Source organism: Streptomyces sp. NPDC023481 (assembly GCF_055560195.1).
In genome coordinates this window covers 64,574-80,641 of record NZ_JBVHJE010000022.1, presented here as the reverse complement: position 1 = coordinate 80,641, position 16,068 = coordinate 64,574, and the positions used below count along the sequence as shown (strand labels likewise).

The 16,068-nt window shown below is 71.7% G+C and carries 14 protein-coding genes; 12 read left to right on the top strand and 2 right to left on the bottom strand.

Annotated elements, in window-relative coordinates; translation table 11 throughout:
• Nucleotides 1–43: 43 nt before the first annotated feature.
• From ftsZ to ACZ3ZD_RS33480, 6 genes are all read left to right on the top strand, one after another.
• A complete protein-coding gene (gene ftsZ, locus ACZ3ZD_RS33505; protein ID WP_467405914.1) occupies nt 44–1,255 on the top strand; it encodes a cell division protein FtsZ in 1,212 nt (403 codons plus the stop codon).
• Nucleotides 1,252–1,980 carry a peptidoglycan editing factor PgeF gene (pgeF, locus tag ACZ3ZD_RS33500; protein WP_467405912.1) on the top strand — a complete coding sequence of 243 codons (729 nt, stop codon included), beginning with the start codon at nt 1,252–1,254 and terminating at the stop codon, nt 1,978–1,980. The genes ftsZ and pgeF overlap by 4 nt, the downstream gene beginning before the upstream one ends.
• 6 nt (nt 1,981–1,986) lie before the next feature.
• Nucleotides 1,987–2,706, top strand: coding sequence for a YggS family pyridoxal phosphate-dependent enzyme (locus ACZ3ZD_RS33495; RefSeq protein WP_467405909.1), 720 nt, complete (start codon nt 1,987–1,989; stop codon nt 2,704–2,706).
• A 128-nt stretch (nt 2,707–2,834) separates the two neighbouring features.
• On the top strand, nt 2,835–3,476 hold the full coding sequence (locus tag ACZ3ZD_RS33490) for a cell division protein SepF (RefSeq protein ID WP_467405904.1): 642 nt from the start codon (nt 2,835–2,837) through the stop codon (nt 3,474–3,476).
• A 60-nt stretch (nt 3,477–3,536) separates the two neighbouring features.
• Nucleotides 3,537–3,827, top strand: a complete 291-nt coding sequence (locus ACZ3ZD_RS33485; RefSeq protein ID WP_030347861.1) for a YggT family protein — start codon at nt 3,537–3,539, stop codon at nt 3,825–3,827.
• A gap of 54 nt (nt 3,828–3,881) precedes the next feature.
• Nucleotides 3,882–4,997 (top strand): DivIVA domain-containing protein, encoded by a 1,116-nt coding sequence (locus tag ACZ3ZD_RS33480; protein ID WP_467405901.1) that lies wholly within the window; start codon nt 3,882–3,884, stop codon nt 4,995–4,997.
• Between the two features lie 183 nt (nt 4,998–5,180).
• Here ACZ3ZD_RS33480 and ileS read toward each other — a convergent pair whose 3' ends face one another.
• On the bottom strand, nt 5,181–8,324 hold the full coding sequence (ileS, locus tag ACZ3ZD_RS33475) for an isoleucine--tRNA ligase (protein WP_467405899.1): 3,144 nt from the start codon (nt 8,322–8,324) through the stop codon (nt 5,181–5,183).
• Between the two features lie 874 nt (nt 8,325–9,198).
• On the opposite strand from ileS, the gene ACZ3ZD_RS33470 reads away from it, so the two are divergent.
• The 5 genes from ACZ3ZD_RS33470 (at nt 9,199) to ACZ3ZD_RS33450 (ending at nt 14,255) form a co-directional block, all read left to right on the top strand.
• Nucleotides 9,199–10,371 (top strand): TraR/DksA family transcriptional regulator, encoded by a 1,173-nt coding sequence (locus ACZ3ZD_RS33470; protein WP_467405896.1) that lies wholly within the window; start codon nt 9,199–9,201, stop codon nt 10,369–10,371.
• 68 nt (nt 10,372–10,439) lie between these two features.
• The gene (gene lspA, locus ACZ3ZD_RS33465) at nt 10,440–11,081 is read left to right on the top strand and encodes a signal peptidase II (RefSeq protein WP_467405894.1); all 642 of its coding nucleotides are present in this window, start codon (nt 10,440–10,442) and stop codon (nt 11,079–11,081) included.
• 62 nt (nt 11,082–11,143) lie between these two features.
• On the top strand, nt 11,144–12,088 hold the full coding sequence (locus ACZ3ZD_RS33460) for an RluA family pseudouridine synthase (RefSeq protein WP_467405892.1): 945 nt from the start codon (nt 11,144–11,146) through the stop codon (nt 12,086–12,088).
• Nucleotides 12,085–12,552, top strand: a complete 468-nt coding sequence (locus ACZ3ZD_RS33455; protein ID WP_467405890.1) for a GNAT family N-acetyltransferase — start codon at nt 12,085–12,087, stop codon at nt 12,550–12,552. The genes ACZ3ZD_RS33460 and ACZ3ZD_RS33455 overlap by 4 nt, the downstream gene beginning before the upstream one ends.
• 116 nt (nt 12,553–12,668) lie before the next feature.
• The gene (locus ACZ3ZD_RS33450; protein WP_467405887.1) at nt 12,669–14,255 is read left to right on the top strand and encodes a Na+/H+ antiporter; all 1,587 of its coding nucleotides are present in this window, start codon (nt 12,669–12,671) and stop codon (nt 14,253–14,255) included.
• Between the two features lie 25 nt (nt 14,256–14,280).
• On the opposite strand, the gene ACZ3ZD_RS33445 is transcribed toward ACZ3ZD_RS33450, so the two are convergent.
• Nucleotides 14,281–15,387, bottom strand: a complete 1,107-nt coding sequence (locus tag ACZ3ZD_RS33445; protein ID WP_467405885.1) for a mechanosensitive ion channel family protein — start codon at nt 15,385–15,387, stop codon at nt 14,281–14,283.
• A 105-nt stretch (nt 15,388–15,492) separates the two neighbouring features.
• Here ACZ3ZD_RS33445 and ACZ3ZD_RS33440 point away from each other — a divergent pair, with 105 nt between their 5' ends.
• On the top strand, nt 15,493–16,065 hold the full coding sequence (locus ACZ3ZD_RS33440) for a dienelactone hydrolase family protein (RefSeq protein WP_467405879.1): 573 nt from the start codon (nt 15,493–15,495) through the stop codon (nt 16,063–16,065).
• Nucleotides 16,066–16,068: the final 3 nt, after the last annotated feature.

Genomic DNA, 16,068 nt, shown 5'->3' with positions numbered 1-16,068 from the left:
CGCCCGGCGGCGACAACGTAATTCGAGGCGAGAGGCCTTCGACGTGGCAGCACCGCAGAACTACCTCGCAGTCATCAAGGTCATCGGTGTCGGCGGCGGTGGTGTCAATGCCATCAACCGGATGATCGAGGTCGGTCTCAAGGGCGTCGAGTTCATCGCCATCAACACCGACGCACAGGCGCTGTTGATGAGCGACGCCGACGTCAAGCTCGACGTCGGCCGCGAACTCACCCGCGGACTCGGCGCCGGAGCCAACCCGGCCGTCGGCCGCAAGGCCGCCGAGGACCACCGCGAGGAGATCGAGGAGGTCCTCAAGGGGGCCGACATGGTCTTCGTGACGGCCGGTGAAGGCGGCGGCACGGGCACCGGCGGCGCACCCGTCGTGGCCAACATCGCGCGCTCGCTCGGCGCGCTCACCATCGGCGTGGTCACGCGCCCGTTCACCTTCGAGGGACGGCGGCGCGCGAACCAGGCCGAGGACGGCATCGCCGAACTGCGCGAAGAGGTCGACACCCTCATCGTGATCCCCAACGACCGGCTCCTGTCCATCTCGGACCGCCAGGTCTCGGTCCTGGACGCCTTCAAGTCCGCGGACCAGGTCCTGCTCTCCGGTGTCCAGGGCATCACCGACCTCATCACCACCCCCGGTCTGATCAACCTCGACTTCGCCGACGTCAAGTCGGTCATGTCCGAGGCCGGTTCGGCCCTCATGGGCATCGGCTCGGCCCGCGGCGACGACCGCGCGGTGGCCGCGGCCGAGATGGCGATCTCCTCGCCGCTGCTGGAGGCGTCCATCGACGGCGCCCGGGGCGTGCTGCTTTCCATCTCCGGCGGCTCCGACCTCGGCCTGTTCGAGATCAACGAGGCCGCCCAGCTGGTCAGCGAGGCCGCCCACCCCGAGGCCAACATCATCTTCGGCGCGGTCATCGACGACGCCCTCGGCGACGAGGTCCGGGTCACCGTGATCGCGGCCGGCTTCGACGGCGGCCAGCCGCCGGCCCGCCGGGACAACGTCCTCGGCTCGGCCTCCGGCTCGGCCCCCGCCCGCCGCGAGGAGCCCGCCCCGGCCCGGCCGAGCGAGCCCAGCCGTCCGTCCTTCGGCTCGCTGGGCAGCGTCAAGCCGAAGGAGGAGCCCGAGCCGGCGCCCGAGCCGGTGGCCGACATCCCCCTCGCCCCGCCGGTCACGCCGGCGCCGCGTCCCCCCTACTCGGACAGCGCGGCCGAGGAACTGGACGTCCCGGACTTCCTCAAGTGATAGGACAGCGCGAGAGCGTGAGCGGCGCGCACTTCGCCTTCACCGACCGGTGGGGCGGGGTGAGCGCCGCTCCGTATGAGGAGCTGAACCTCGGCGGCGCGGTCGGCGACGCGCCCGAGGCGGTACGCGGCAACCGGGAGCTGGCGGCCAAGTCGCTCGGCCTGGACCCCGGACTCGTCGTCTGGATGAACCAGGTGCACGGCGCCGACGTCGCCGTGGTGGACGAGCCGTGGGGGGACCGGCCGGTACCGGAGGTCGACGCGCTCGTCACCGCCCGGCGCGGACTCGCCCTCGCCGTCCTCACCGCCGACTGCGTTCCGGTGCTGCTGGCCGACCCCGTCGCCGGGGTCGCCGCCGCGGCCCACGCGGGCCGGCCCGGCATGGTCGGGGGCGTCGTCCCCGCAGCCGTACGGGCCATGGTCTCGCTCGGCGCCGCACCGGAGCGGATCGTCGCCCGCACCGGACCGGCCGTCTGCGGCCGGTGCTACGAGGTGCCGGAGGCGATGCGCGCCGAGGTGGCCGCCGTCGAACCGGCGGCGCACGCCGAAACGAGCTGGGGCACGCCGGCGGTCGACGTGAGCGCCGGCGTGCACGCGCAGCTCGACCGGCTCGGGGTGTGCGACCGGGCGCAGTCGCCGGTGTGCACGCTGGAGTCGGGCGACCACTTCTCGTACCGCCGCGACCGCGCCACCGGGCGGCTCGCGAGCTATGTGTGGCTGGACTGATGGGGCATGACGGACCGTAAGACCGAACTCGCCGCGAACCTGGCGAAAGTGGAGGAGCGCATCGCCGCCGCGTGCACGGCGGCCGGGCGCGCGCGGGAGGAGGTGACCCTGATCGTGGTCACCAAGACCTACCCCGCGAGCGATGTGCGGACGCTGTCCGGGCTCGGCGTGCGCCATGTCGCCGAGAACCGCGACCAGGACGCGGCCCCGAAGGCCGCCGCCTGCGCGGATCTGCCCCTCACCTGGCACTTCGTGGGTCAGTTGCAGACCAACAAGGTCCGTTCCGTGGTCGGTTACGCCGATGTCGTGCAGTCCGTCGACCGTTCCCGGCTCGTCACGGCGCTGTCGAAGGAGGCCGTCCGGGCCGGGCGCGAGGTCGGGTGCCTCATCCAGGTCGCGCTCGACGCAGGCGCGAGCGGCCGGGGCGAGCGCGGTGGCGTGGCACCCGGCGGAATCGAAGAGTTGGCCGACCTCGTCGCCGGCGCGCCCGGGCTGCGGCTCGACGGGCTGATGACCGTCGCTCCGCTCACCGGGGAGTACGCGGGGCGCGAACAGGCGGCGTTCGAGCGCCTCATGGATTTGTCGACTGACCTGCGCCGAGCTCATCCGGCTGCAACCATGGTGTCGGCAGGGATGAGCGCGGACCTCGAACAGGCCGTGGCGGCCGGGGCGACACATGTGCGCGTCGGCACCGCGGTACTCGGAGTCCGCCCCAGGCTCGGGTAACGTCGCCAGGAAGTCGGACCACAGCAGAAAATATGGTCAATGCGCGCCAAGGCGGGCGCAAGGACCACGTGGATCGCGGGCACTTGGCAGTCGTCAGTCGATCCACCACAGAGCGGAGGACTCAGAGCATGGCCGGCGCGATGCGCAAGATGGCGGTCTACCTCGGCCTCGTGGAGGACGATGGGTACGACGGCCGCGGTTTCGACCCCGACGACGACTTCGAGCCCGAGTTGGACCCGGAGCCCGAGCGGGACCATCGACGGCACGAAGCGTCACACCAGTCGCACGGCGCGCATCAGTCCCAAAGGGACGAAGAGGTGCGAATCGTGCAACCGCCCGCGCCCCGCGAACCGGTGGCCCGTTCCACTTCGCTCGCCGCGGAATCCGGACGTCCGGCGCGCATCGCGCCCGTGGCATCCATCACACAAGAACGTCAGTCCCTGGAGAAGAACGCACCGGTGATCATGCCCAAGGTCGTGTCCGAACGAGAGCCTTACCGGATCACCACGCTTCACCCCCGGACCTACAACGAGGCCCGTACCATCGGGGAACACTTCCGTGAGGGCACCCCGGTGATCATGAATCTGACTGAGATGGATGACACAGACGCGAAGCGACTTGTCGACTTTGCGGCCGGTTTGGTGTTTGGTCTTCACGGCAGCATCGAGCGGGTGACGCAGAAGGTGTTCCTGTTGTCTCCTGCTAACGTCGATGTCACGGCGGAGGACAAGGCCCGCATCGCAGAGGGCGGGTTCTTCAACCAGAGCTGAGACGCAGGACCGGATCGAAGCACGGAAGAGCACGGAACAGGGGAGAGGGAACCACAGGCCATGAGCGTGTTCGCGCAGGTGATCTACATCGCGCTGATGGTGTTCCTCGTCGTGCTCATCTTTCGGCTGGTCATGGACTACGTCTTCCAGTTCGCCCGCTCATGGCAACCCGGCAAGGCGATGGTGGTCGTACTGGAGGCCACCTACACTGTCACCGATCCACCGCTGAAGCTTCTGCGGCGGTTCATTCCGCCGCTGCGTCTCGGGGGCGTGGCGCTCGACCTGTCCTTCTTCGTACTGATGATCATCGTCTACATTCTCATCTCCGTCGCCGGGAGCTTCGTGAGATGAGGGTGGGGACGATCCGGTCTTGCCGACTGCCGATGACTACGTTGAGGTGAAGAGATGCCGTTGACCCCCGAGGACGTGCGGAACAAGCAGTTCACGACCGTCCGCCTCCGAGAAGGCTATGACGAGGACGAGGTCGATGCCTTCCTCGACGAGGTCGAAGCCGAACTGACCCGTCTGCTCCGCGAGAACGAGGACCTGCGCGCCAAGCTGGCCGCCGCGACGCGCGCCGCCGCGCAGAACCAGCAGAACATGCGCAAGCCCCCGGAGCAGGAACAGCAGCATCCCCAGCAGCAGGGCATGCGAGGTCCCGGCCAGCCGGTGCCCGCCGGCATATCGGGCCCGCCGCAGCAGCAGATGGGCGGCCCCATGGGTGGCCCGCCCCAGCTGCCGAGCGGTGCCCCGCAGCTGCCCGCCGGCCCCGGCGGTCAGGGCGGCCCGCAGGGTCCCGGCCCGATGGGCCAGGGTCCGATGGGTCAGGGCCCGATGGGTCAGCCGCCCATGCAGCAGCAGATGGGTGGTCCGATGGGCGGCCCCATGGGCGGTCCGATGGGCGGCCCCGGTCAGGGCCCCGGTGGCGACAGCGCCGCCCGTGTCCTCTCGCTGGCCCAGCAGACCGCCGACCAGGCGATCGCCGAGGCCCGTTCCGAGGCCAACAAGATCGTCGGCGAGGCCCGCAGCCGCGCCGAGGGTCTGGAGCGTGACGCCCGTGCCAAGGCCGACGCCCTGGAGCGGGACGCGCAGGAGAAGCACCGCGTCGCCATGGGCTCCCTGGAGTCCGCGCGCGCCACGCTGGAGCGCAAGGTCGAGGACCTGCGCGGCTTCGAGCGCGAGTACCGCACGCGGCTGAAGTCGTACCTGGAGTCCCAGCTGCGCCAGCTGGAAACCCAGGCCGACGACTCCCTGGCCCCGCCGCGCACCCCGGCCACCGCGTCGCTGCCGCCGTCCCCGGCGCCCTCCATGGCCCCGGCCGGCGCGAGCGCCCCGTCCTACGGCGGCAACCAGACGATGGGCGGTTCGCCCGCTCCGTCCGCGCCGTCCTACGGCGGTCAGCAGCAGATGACCCCGGCCATGACCCAGCCCATGGCTCCGGTCCGCCCGCAGGGTCCGTCCCCGATGGGCCAGGCTCCCTCGCCGATGCGCGGGTTCCTGATCGACGAGGACGACAACTGACGGGCTGCTGAGACCAGTACGACCACGGCGTCGGCAGCGTCCCCAGGGCGGGCCCCCCGGACTTCGGTCACGGGGGGCCCGCCCTTTTTACGCGGGTTGCACGCGCGGCGGCACAGGAGCGGAGAAAGGGCCCGGCCTCCCCAGGAGACCGGGCCCTTCGCCAACCGGTGAACCGTTCGGCGCCTACGCCTTACGCAGCCGGAAGGTGAGGGAAAGGCCCTCGTCGGCGAACGCCTCGCCGAAGCCGTCGTCGCCCTCGCCCTGCCCGAAGTCCGTGGCCAGGACCTCGTCGGCGATCAGCTCGCTGTGCTCGGCCAGTGCGGCGATCACCGCCGGGTCGGTCGACGTCCAGCGCAGCGCGATCCGGTCGGCCACGTCCAGGCCGCTGTTCTTGCGGGCCTCCTGGATCAGCCGGATCGCGTCACGGGCCAGGCCCGCCTGCCGCAGCTCCTCGGTGATCTCCAGGTCCAGGGCGACCGTGGCACCGGAGTCGGAGGCCACCGACCAGCCCTCGCGCGGGGTTTCCGTGATGATCACCTCGTCCGGGGCGAGCGTGACCGTCTCCCCGTCGAGGTCCACCGAGGCCGTGCCCTCGCGCAGGGCGAGGGACAGCGCGGCCGCTTCGGCGGCGGCGATCGCCTTCGCCACGTCCTGCACCCGCTTGCCGAACCGCTTGCCCAGGGCGCGGAAGTTGGCCTTCGCGGTCGTGTCGACCAGGCTGCCGCCGACCTCGCTGAGGGACGCCAGCCCCTCGACGTTCAGCTCCTCGGTGATCTGCGTGTGCAGCTCCGGGTCCAGGGAGTCGAAACCGGCCGCCGCGACCAGTGCCCGGGACAGCGGCTGACGGGTCTTGACGCCCGACTCCGCGCGCGTGGCACGGCCCAGCTCCACCAGCCGGCGGACCAGGACCATCTGCCGGGACAGCTCCGGGTCGATCGCCGACAGGTCCGCCTCCGGCCAGCCGGCCAGGTGCACGGACTCCGGCGCGCCCGGGTCGACCGGAACGACCAGGTCCTGCCACACCCGCTCGGTGATGAACGGGGTGATCGGCGCCATCAGCCTGGTGACCGTCTCCAGCACCTCGTGCAGCGTGCGCAGCGCGGCCTTGTCGCCCTGCCAGAAGCGGCGGCGCGAACGGCGGACGTACCAGTTCGACAGGTCGTCCACGAACGCGGACAGCAGCTTGCCGGCGCGCTGGGTGTCGTACGCCTCCAGCGCCTGGGTCACCTGGTCGGTCAGCGCGTGCAGCTCGGACAGCAGCCAGCGGTCCAGCACCGGGCGGTCGGCCGGGGCCGGGTCCGCGGCGGACGGCGCCCACTGGGACGTCCGCGCGTACAGGGCCTGGAAGGCGACCGTGTTCCAGTACGTCAGCAGGGTCTTGCGGACCACCTCCTGGATGGTGCCGTGACCGACCCGGCGCGCGGCCCACGGGGAGCCGCCGGCCGCCATGAACCAGCGCACCGCGTCCGCGCCGTGCTGGTCCATGAGCGGGATCGGCTGCAGGATGTTCCCCAGGTGCTTGGACATCTTGCGGCCGTCCTCGGCGAGGATGTGGCCCAGGCACACGACGTTCTCGTACGACGACCTGTCGAAGACCAGCGTGCCGACGGCCATCAGCGTGTAGAACCAGCCGCGGGTCTGGTCGATCGCCTCGGAGATGAACTGCGCCGGGTACCGGCTCTCGAACAGCTCCTTGTTCTTGTACGGGTAGCCCCACTGCGCGAACGGCATCGAACCCGAGTCGTACCAGGCGTCGATGACCTCCGGCACGCGCGTGGCCGTCTTCCCGCAGCCCTCGTGCGGGCAGGCGAAGGTGACCTCGTCGATGTACGGGCGGTGCGGGTCCAGGGCCGACTGGTCGGTGCCGGTCAGCCCGGTCAGCTCCGCGCGGGAGCCGACGCAGGTGAGGTGGTCGTCCTCGCAGCGCCAGATCGGCAGCGGGGTGCCCCAGTAGCGGTTGCGGGACAGCGCCCAGTCGATGTTGTTGTTCAGCCAGTCGCCGAAGCGGCCGTGCTTGACCGTCTCCGGGAACCAGTTCGTCTTCTCGTTCTCCTGGATGAGGCGGTCCTTGATCGCCGTCGTGCGGATGTACCAGGAGGGCTGCGCGTAGTAGAGCAGCGCGGTGTGGCAGCGCCAGCAGTGCGGGTAGCTGTGCTCGTACGGCAGGTGCTTGAAGAGGAGGCCGCGCTGCTGGAGGTCGGCGGTCAGCACTTCATCCGCCTTCTTGAAGAAGACGCCGCCTACCAGGGGGACGTCCTCCTCGAAGGTGCCGTCCGGGCGGACCGGGTTCACCACCGGCAGGCCGTAGGAGCGGCACACCTTGAGGTCGTCCTCACCGAAGGCGGGGGACTGGTGGACCAGACCCGTGCCGTCCTCGGTGGTGACGTAGTCGGCGTTCACCACGAAGTGCGCCGGCTCGGGGAACTCGACCAGCTCGAAGGGGCGTTGGTAGGTCCAGCGCTCCATCTCGGCGCCGGTGAAGGTCTCGCCCGTGGTCTCCCAGCCCTCGCCGAGCGCCTTGGCGACGAGCGGCTCGGCGACGACGAGCCTCTCCTCGCCGTCGGTCGCCACGACGTAGCGGACCTCGGGGTGCGCGGCGACCGCCGTGTTGGACACCAGGGTCCAGGGGGTCGTCGTCCACACCAGGAGCGAGGCCTGGCCGGCGAGGGGACCGGAGGTGAGCGGGAAGCGGACGTACACCGACGGGTCCACGACCGTCTCGTAGCCCTGCGCCAGCTCGTGGTCGGACAGGCCGGTGCCGCAGCGCGGGCACCAGGGGGCGACGCGGTGGTCCTGGACGAGGAGCCCCTTGCCGAAGATCTCCTTGAGCGACCACCAGACCGACTCGATGTACTCGGGGTCCATCGTGACGTAGGCGTCGTCCAGGTCGACCCAGTAGCCCATCCGGGTCGTCAGGTCGGCGAAGGCGTCGGTGTGGCGGAGCACGGACTCCCGGCACCTGTCGTTGAACTCGGCGATGCCGTACGCCTCGATGTCCTTCTTGCCGGAGAAACCCAGCTCCTTCTCGACGGCCAGCTCGACGGGGAGGCCGTGGCAGTCCCAGCCGGCCTTGCGGGCCACGTGGTAGCCCCGCATGGTGCGGAAGCGGGGGAAGACGTCCTTGAAGACGCGGGCCTCGATGTGGTGGGCGCCGGGCATGCCGTTGGCGGTGGGCGGGCCCTCGTAGAACACCCACTCGGGGCGGCCCTCGGACTGCTCCAGGCTCTTGGCGAAGATCTTCTGCTCGCGCCAGAAGTCGAGCACGGCGTGCTCAAGAGCGGGCAGGTCGACCTGTGCGGGCACCTGGCGGTACGTCGGCGCTGTCATCTGCGAGCATCCTCCAACGGACTTGCTGCCTTCCGTCGGAGGGACGAGAGCCTTCGAATCCGTCTACGCCGTGTGCGGCGCGCTCCCGCGGTACCACCCTCCTTGGCCCGCCGCCGCGCCCTACGCGCCGGTGAGCCCCCTCATTGGGGTCGCGAAGCCGGTTCTACTGACCCTCGCGGGCGTTCCTCCGGCGGCTCCGGGGTGATCTTCACGTCGCGCTCGCCCCCGGGCTCACACCGTCCCCGGGTCGCTCTGGGCTGCGTACGCCGCTACTCGTCCCCATCCACGCTTCTCGCTCCGCCCAGTGTACGGCGCCGCACGGACATCGGCCGACAGGGTTTTCCGGGTGGTGGGGCGGTCCCGGTGCACGGGGGTTCGGTGACCCGAATGGCGAGGGGGCGGGTGCGCGGGTCCGCGCGGGGCGCGGCCGGCGGATTACCCGGCGGGGAGCGGGGCACAACGGATGCAGGCCCGTGGCTCGGGGGGTGCGGGCGGGCGAATCGGGCGGTGTGCCCCGTTGCCGCGGGACTCAAGTCGATTTATCGTCCCAGCACGATTCGCGAGCAAGATCACAATATGTGAAGGGGCCGCGGCCATGGTGGCGAAAAAGACCGCCGTACAGCAGCCGGCGACCGGGAAGACCGGCGCGAGGCCTGCCACCAAACAGACGGCCGCGGAACCTGTGGCCGAGAAGCGGGCTGCCGGGAAGAGGGCCGGTGCGAGGACGGCGGCTGCCGGGACGGCCCCTGCGGGAGCTGTCGCCGGGAAGCAGGCGAGCAAGGGGTCGGTGGCCGACGAGTCGGGCGCTACGAGGGCGGTTGCCAGGAAGACGGCTCCGAGCGCGGTGGCCGCGGGGGCGGTCGCCGCGGAGCCCGTGGCCAGGAAGTCGGTGGCCGGCAAGGCGGCCGCTACGGGCACGGCTGCCAAGGAGACGGCTGCGGGCAAGAGGGGCCCGAAGAAGGCGGTCGCCAGGAACGCGGTTTCGAAGAAGCCGGCCGCTGAGGAGGCCTCCGCCAAGAGGACCGCGGCCGGCAAGGACGCGGCGGCGAGGAAGAAGACCGCCGCCGCGAAGGCCGGGGTGAAGAAGACGCCCACGAAGAAGGCGGTCGTCACGACGGCGGCCGCGAAGAAGGCGGCCGCCCGGGAGACGGCGGTCGAGGGGACGGCCGGCAAGGAGAGCGGCGCCGGAAAGGCTGCCGCCGGCGAGGCTGCCGCCAAGGGGGCCGGCGTCGAGCAGGCAGGCGTCAAGAGGCCCAGCGCCAAGGCGGCCGGCGTCGAGCGGGCTGACACTGAGGAGGCCGGTGCCAAGAAGACCGGCGCCAAACGGGCTGCCGCCAAGGCGGTCGGCGCCGAAACGGCCTCCGCCGAGCAGGCGGCCGGTGCCAGGACAGTCGCCGGCAAGCGGGCCGCCGCCAAGGAGGCCGCAGCCGAGGAGGCCGGTGGCGAGGGAACGGGCGCGAAGAAGGCCGCCGCGCACAAGGCTGCCGTGGGGCGGGCGGCGGCCAGGACCAGCAGTACGGCCAAGAAAGCGGGTGCGGCGCGGGCCGCCGAGCAGACGGGAGCCACGACAGTGGTTGCGAAGAAGACTCCTGGCACGGCCACGGCGGCACAGACCGCCGTTCCCAAGGCACGCGTCTCCGCGGCGGAGCCCGGCGAGCTGGCGGTACGCCCCGGGGAGGACCCCTGGACCCCGGAGGAGGTCGCCGAGGCCCGCGCGGAGCTGGAGTCCGAGATGACCCGGCTGCAGGAGGAGATCCGCTCGTCCGAGGCGTCCCTGGTCGGGCTGATGCGGGACTCCGGGGACGGCGCGGGCGACGACCAGGCCGACACCGGCACCAAGAACATCACGCGCGAGCACGAGCTGGCGCTGGCCGCCAACGCGCGCGAGATGCTGACCCAGACCGAGCGCGCCCTGGAACGGCTGGACGCGGGCACCTACGGCCTGTGCGAGAACTGCGGAAACCCCATCGGCAAGGCCCGCATGCAGGCCTTCCCGCGGGCCACCCTGTGCGTGGAGTGCAAGCAGAAGCAGGAGCGCCGCTCCTGAGAGTGAGGGCCCCCAGGGGTGTGCCGTAGTCTCGTCCCCAGTCAGGGCACCTAGGTTGAGGGACTCACGTGGCAGAGGCGGAGCGCATCATCGGTACGCCGGACACCCCGGACGACGGCGAGGAGCGGACGGCGACGGACGGGGCGCCCGCCGGCCCCGGCACGCCCGGGGAGGCCGGTGCGTCCCGCGCGGGCGAGCAGGAGAGCACCGCGCGGCGGACCGGCCGCGGACGCCGGATCGCCGTGCTGTTCGCGGTGGCCGCGTTCGCGTACGCCCTCGACCTGATCAGCAAGATGCTCGTCGTCTCCCGGCTGGAGGGCCACGCGCCGATCCAGGTCGCCGGTGACCTGCTGGAGCTGCACGCCATCCGCAACCCCGGTGCCGCCTTCGGGTTCGGCGCGGCCTTCACGGTGATCTTCACGCTGATCGCCGCGGCCGTGATCGTGGTGATCATCCGACTGGCCCGCAAGCTGTACAGCTTCCCCTGGGCGGTCGCGCTCGGGCTGCTGCTCGGCGGCGCGCTCGGCAACCTCACCGACCGGATCTTCCGGGCCCCCGGAGTCTTCGAGGGCGAGGTCGTCGACTTCATCGCGCCCAAGGGCTTCGCGGTGTTCAACCTCGCCGACTCGGCGATCGTGTGCGGCGGCATCCTGATCGTGCTGCTGTCCTTCCGCGGCCTGGACCCCGACGGCTCCGTCCACAAGGACTGAGGCCGACCGGGTTTTCCACAGGCTCGTTCGGTGCCGTCCCACCCGTCCGGCATACTCGACGGGTGAGCACGATTCCCGAGATCCGTACCCTGCCCGTGCCCGACGGCCTGGAGGGCGAGCGCGTCGACGCCGCCATCTCCCGCATGTTCGGCTTCTCCCGCACGAAGGCGGCGGAGCTGGCCGCGGCCGGCAAGGTCCAGGTCGACGGCGCGGTGGTCGGCAAGTCCGAGCGGGTGCACGGCGGCGCCTGGCTGGAGGTCGAGATGCCGCAGGCGCCCGCGCCGGTGCAGGTGGTCGCCGAACCGGTCGAGGGCATGGAGATCGTGCACGACGACGATGACGTGGTCGTGATCGTCAAGCCGGTCGGCGTGGCCGCGCATCCGTCGCCGGGCTGGTCGGGCCCCACCGTCATCGGCGGCCTCGCCGCCGCCGGGTACCGGGTCTCCACCTCCGGCGCCGCCGAGCGCCAGGGCATCGTGCACCGCCTGGACGTCGGCACCTCCGGCCTGATGGTGGTCGCCAAGTCGGAGCGGGCGTACACCTCGCTCAAGCGCCAGTTCAAGGAGCGCACGGTCGACAAGCGCTACCACACCCTGGTCCAGGGCCACCCGGACCCGACGAGCGGCACCATCGACGCCCCGATCGGCCGCCACCCCCAGCACGACTACAAGTGGGCGGTCACGGCCGAGGGCAAGCCCTCGGTGACCCACTACGACCTCATCGAGGCCTTCCGCGCCGCCTCCCTGCTGGACGTGAAGCTGGAGACGGGCCGCACCCACCAGATCCGCGTCCACATGGCCGCCCACCGCCACCCCTGCGTCGGCGACCTCACCTACGGCGCCGACCCGACCCTCGCCAAGCGGCTGCGCCTGACCCGCCAGTGGCTGCACGCCGTCCGCCTCGGATTCGAACACCCGGGGGACGGCGGCTGGGTCGAGTTCGGGAGCGACTACCCCGAAGACCTCCAGAAGGCCCTCGACCAGGTCCGCGAGGAGACCTGGGCGTGAGCCCGGCCTGCACCGTCCGGGTCGCCGAGGACCCCGCCGACCGCGAGGCCTGCTTCGCGGTCCGCAAGGAGGTCTTCGTGGCCGAGCAGGGCGTCCCCGAGGACATCGAGTACGACGCCTACGACGCCGTGGCGGTGCATCTGCTGGCCGTCCGCGCCGACGGGGTGCCGCTGGGCACCGGGCGGCTGCTGTACGGCGAGGCGGCGGCCGGCAAGACCGGCGGGGACCCGGCGGTGGGCTCCCTGGGGCGGCTGGCCGTCTCGCGCGCGGCGCGCGGGCTCGGCGTCGGCGCCGCCCTGGTGCGCGCCGTCGAGGACGCGGCACGCGCGCGCGGCCTCACGGCGGTGGACCTGCACGCCCAGACCCACGCCCTGGGGTTCTACGAGCGGCTCGGCTACGTGGCGTACGGCCCGGAGTTCCCGGACGCGGGGATACCGCACCGGGCGATGCGCCGGGTCCTGTAGCGACCCGGTTCCGGCCCGGGACCCGCGCGGACCGGGGGAGTCGGGACGGCCGGGGTGCGGGCGGCATGGCAGGCTTGAGGTCTGCCGTGTGATCGTCGACCCCCGGAGCGCCGTCCGTGGATCAGCTGGCTCTGTTGTTCGTCCTGCTGCTCGGGGCCCTGGTGAGCGTCCCGCTGGGGGACCGGTTCGGGGTGCCGGCGCCGGTGCTGATGACCCTGTTCGGCGGGGCGCTGGCGGTGGCCGACTTCGTGCCCAACGTGGACATCCCGCCCGACCTGATCCTGCCCGGGCTGCTGCCGCCGCTGCTCTACGCCGCCGTACGCCGTACGTCCTGGCGGCAGTTCGCGGCCAACATCCGGCCGATCTTCCTGCTGGCCGTGGCCCTCGTGTTCGTCACCACGCTGTGCGTGGCGGTCATGGCCAACGCGATCGTGCCCGGGCTGCCGATCGCGGCCGCCGTCGCGCTGGGCGCCCTGGTCGCGCCGCCCGACCCGGTCGCCGCGACCAGCGTCGCCGGACAGCTGGGGCTGCCGCGCCGGCTGGTGTCGATCCTGGAGGGCGAGGGGCTCTTCAACGACGTGACCGCGATCGTGCTGTACCACGTGGCGATCGCCGCGGCCGTGAGCGGCACGTTCTCGCCCTGGCGGGCCGGGCTCGACCTGGTGCTGTCCGCGGTCGTCGCGGTGGCCGTCGGCCTGGTGCTGGGCTGGGGCGCCAACCGGCTGATGGACCTGCTGGGCGATCCGACCCTGCAGATCGGCATGACGCTGCTGGTGCCGTACGCCTCCTACGTGCTCGCCGAGAAGCTGCACGGCTCCGGGGTGCTCGCCGTGCTCACCACGGCGCTCTTCCTCGCCGAGTACGCCTCCGACGCCGACGACGTGATGACCCGGCTCGCCGGGCACACCTTCTGGGACATCATCGACACCCTCGTCACGGGCGTCGCCTTCGGACTCATCGGACTGGAGCTGCACAACGCCATCCGCACGGCCCAGGGGCGGTGGGCCGAGATGCTGGGCTGGGCGGCCGGCGTCGTGGGCGTGGTGGTCGCCGTACGGCTGCTGTGGCTGCTGCCGGCGACCTGGCTGACCAAACGGCTGCACGCCCGCCGGGACTACGACGAGGAGATCCCGGTGAGCTGGCGGGAGACCGTCGTGATGTGGTGGTCCGGGATGCGCGGGGTGGCCTCGGTGGCGCTGGCGCTGGCCGTGCCGCTGAAGACCGAGAACGGCTCCCCGTTCCCCGACCGGGACGAGATCGTCTTCATCGCCTTCGGGGTGATCATCGTCACGCTGGTGGTGCAGGGGCTGACGCTGCCGTGGCTGGTGCGGCGGCTCGGGGTGCGGGCCGACTCCGAGCGGGAGAAGGAGTTCGAGAAGCAGCTGGCGGTCCGGGCCGCGAAGGCCGCCAAGCGCCGGCTGCGGGAGATCGAACAGGTCGAGGAGCTGCCCGAGGAGCTGTCCGAGCAGATGCTGCGGCGCGCCTTCGACATCGGGATCCGGATCAGCCCGGACATGGGCGAGGAGGAGCGGCGGGAAGCCCATCACCAGCGGGCCCGACGGCTCAAGCGGGTACGGCGCATCCAGAACGAGATGCTGAGCGCCGCCCGCCACGAGGTCCTGGCGGCCCGCAGCGAGCCCGGCGCGGATCCGGAGATCGTGGACCGGGTACTGCGCCACCTCGACGTACGCAGCCTGCGCTGAGCGCCGGGGCCCGCGGAGCGAGCGGTCAGCCGCGGCCGGTGCGGGGGAAGTCGTAGGCCCTGCGGAGGGAGGGGCCGTCGGGGGACGGGATGCGGTACGGGGGGAGCACCGCGTCGGCGGTGTTCACGCGGGGCAGGGCGTAGGGGTGCTCGGCGGACAGCCAGGCGATCATCTGCTCGCGGACCGTGACCCGTACCGTCCAGATGTCGTCCGCGTCCTTCGCCGTCACCAGGGCGCGTACCTGGATGGTGGTCGGCGTGGTGTCCGTCACCACCAGGCCGTAGGCGCGGCCGTCCCAGGCCGGGCAGTGGCGCAGGATGTCGCGGAGCTTCTCGCGCATCGCCTCCAGCGGCGCGCTGTGGTCGAGGTGCCAGTAGACGATCCCGGTCATCTGCGGGGTGCCGCGGGACCAGTTCTCGAAGGGCTTGGAGGTGAAGTACGACACCGGCATGGTGATCCGGCGCTCGTCCCAGGTCCGGACGATCAGGAAGGTGAGGGTGATCTCCTCGACGGTGCCCCACTCGCCGTCGACCACGACGGTGTCGCCTATGCGCACCATGTCGCCGAAGGCGATCTGCAGACCCGCGAACATGTTCGAGAGCGTCGACTGGGCGGCGACACCGGCGATGGCGGCGATGATGCCCGCCGAGGCCAGCAGGGAGGCGCCGGCCGCGCGCATCGCCGGGAACGTCAGCAGCATCGAGGACGCGGCCACGACGATGACGATCGCGGACACCACCCGCATGATCAGCTCCACCTGGGTGCGCACCCGGCGCACCCGGGCCGCGTCGCGGTGGGCGCGGGCATAGCGGGAGTAGGTGGTCTCGACGATCGCCGCGGCGATCCGGATCACCAGCCAGGCCGCCGACCCGATCAGCACCAGCGTCAGCGTCCGACCGATGCCGACCTGGTGCCCCTCCACCAGCTTCGCCTGGTCGTAGGAGCCGCGCAGCAGGGCGGCGCACAGCACGAGCTGGTAGGGGATGCGGGCACGGCGCAGCAGCCCCCACAGGGGGGTGCCGTGGTCGCGCGCGTCGGCCTTGCACAGCAGCCGGTCGGTGGCCCAGCCGATGGCCAGGGTCAGCAGCACGGTGCCGCCGAGGACGATCAGGGGGCGGAGTACGTTCTCCATGCCTCCGCTCCTAACCGGCACGCGGCGGACATGAACATGTGAGTTCGGCGCGTTCCGGGGTACGGCGGCACCGGCACCGTCGTACCCGGCTGGCACCATGGCCTCATGAACATCATGCTCTTTCACTCGACCTACGGGCTGCGGCCCGCGGTGCGCGAGGCCGCGGACCGGCTGCGCGCGGCGGGCCACGAGGTGTGGACGCCGGACCTCTTCGAGGGGCGCACGTTCGACACCGTCGAGGAGGGCATGGAGTTCAAGGAGCGGGTCGGCAAGGAGGAACTGCTCAAGCGGGCCGTACTGGCGGCGGCGCCGTACTCCGACCGCGGGCTGGTGTACGCCGGGTTCTCCCTCGGTGCCTCCGTCGCGCAGACCCTCGCCCTCGGTGACGGCATGGCGCGCGGGCTGCTGCTCCTGCACGGCACGTCGGACATCGCGCCGAACGCCCAGGTGGACGAATTGCCGGTGCAGCTGCACGTGGCCGAGCCCGACCCGTTCGAGACGGACGACTGGCTGAGCGCCTGGTACCTGCAGATGGGCCGGGCGGGTGCCGACGTGGAGGTGTACCGGTACGCCGGGGCCGGCCATCTCTACACCGACCCCGGACTGCCGGACTACGACGAGGAGGCCGCCGAGGCCACCTGGCGGGTGGCGCTCGGCTTCCTGGAGTCGCTGGGCTGAGCG